Genomic DNA, 1,625 nt, shown 5'->3' with positions numbered 1-1,625 from the left:
GAACGCCGCGCGGCGCCCATTCGGCACGCAATCTGCAGCGCCTGCCAGGTCGCGCCGACGTCGGCCGTGCCGCGGCCCGCGATGTCGTATGCGGTGCCGTGCGCGGGCGTCGTGATCGGTACGGGCAGCCCGCCCTGCACGGTCACGCCGCGCGAGAAGCCGAGCAGCTTGATCGCGATCTGCCCCTGGTCGTGATACATCGTGACGATCGCCTGGTAGTCGCCGGCCTGCGCCTTCAGGAAGATCGTGTCGGCCGGGAACGGGCCGTGGAACGGCGCGTCGGTCGGCCAGTCGCGCGCCTGCAAGCGGCGCACGGCCGGCTCGATGATGTCGACTTCCTCGCGGCCGCAACTGCCGCCGTCGCCGCCGTGCGGGTTGAACGCGGCGATCGCCACCTTCGGCGCGGCGACGCCGTTCGCGAGCAGCGACCGGTAGATCAGCTCGGACGCCTGCTCGATCCGCTCGATGCTCAACTGGGCCGCCGCGTCCTTCAACGGAATATGCGACGAGATCCGCGCGGTCCACAGCTCGCCGAGCGTGTTGAATTCGCAGAAGTAGCCGGTCACGCCGAGCGCCTCGGCGAAGTGGTGCAGCTCGTCGTCGTGGCGCAGCCCGCCGAGCTTCATCGCGTACTTGTTCAGCGGCGCGAAGCAGATCGCGTCGATGTCGCCGGCCAGTGCGGCGTCGAGGCAGCGGTCGAGCACGGCGAGCGTCGAGCGGCCGCCGGCGGCACTCGCCTGGCCGACCGTGACCTGCGCGGGATCGACCGTGTCGACGGCGACGAACGCGGCGCGCGCGGCCGACGGCCGGTCGCGCGCGGCGGCCAGCGACGCGACGGGTTCGACGTCGACCTTGACGCCGGCGACACGCTGGCCGGCTTCCCACAGCCAGCGATCGCCGATCAGCACGAGGTTCGCGCGGGCGGTCGCGTCGGGGCGGGCGAGCAGTTTCGCGATCAGTTCGGCGCCGATACCGGCGGGGTCGCCGAGCGTCAGCGCGACGACGGGCAGGGCGGCGGCGGTCGAGGGGGTGGGCATGCGGTGTCTCCGGTGCGGCGCGCGGCCGTTGGTCTATGGGGTTGATGCTAGGTAGACGGAATGAGTCGGTAAATTGAAAACTCTTGATGAATCGATAACCTGGAGTAATCAAAAATGGGCTCGATCGACCGACGAGACTCGACCCCGCAACTGCTGAACCGGCTGCGCATGCGGCAGATCGCGCTGCTGCTGGCCGTGGACGAATGCTCGACGCTGCGTGCCGCGGCCGAGCAGATGGGCCTCACGCAACCGGCCGCGACGAAGATGCTGGCCGAACTGGAGAGCGCGCTCGGCCAGCGGCTGTTCGACCGCATCGGGCGCGGGCTCGTGCTGAATCCGGCCGGCGAGCGCGTGCTCGGCTATTTCCGCGGCATCCGCGGCAGCATGGAGGCACTGAACCGCGAGCTCGGCGAACTGCAGCTCGGCAGCGCGGGGCGGCTCGCGATCGGCAGCATCATGGCGGCGTCGCCGGGGCGGCTGACCGAGGCGCTGGTGCAGTTGAAGGCGCGTTATCCGCTGCTCGCAATCGACATCGCGGTGGATACGAGCGACCGGCTGATGCCGCAGCTTCGCGAAGGCGTGCTCGAA

General features: G+C 70.2%; 2 protein-coding genes. One reads left to right on the top strand and one right to left on the bottom strand.

The annotated features are described in order from the left end of the window. The coding region (locus JMF90_RS36320; protein ID WP_201326269.1) for a 4-hydroxythreonine-4-phosphate dehydrogenase PdxA at positions 1-1,037 on the bottom strand (1,037 nt) is incomplete at its 3' end. Positions 1,038-1,151: 114 nt separating this feature from the next. Between JMF90_RS36320 and JMF90_RS36315 the strand changes: the two genes are divergently transcribed. Then, a partial coding sequence (locus JMF90_RS36315; RefSeq protein ID WP_201326268.1) for a LysR family transcriptional regulator occupies positions 1,152-1,625 on the top strand: 474 nt, incomplete at its 3' end.

Origin of the sequence: Burkholderia sp. E168m23 (genome assembly GCF_016586125.1) — a bacterium.
GTDB classification, from domain to species: Bacteria; Pseudomonadota; Gammaproteobacteria; order Burkholderiales; family Burkholderiaceae; genus Burkholderia; species Burkholderia orbicola.
The sequence above is the reverse complement of the archived record's forward strand: the minus strand, read 5'-3'. Positions and strand labels throughout refer to the sequence as shown.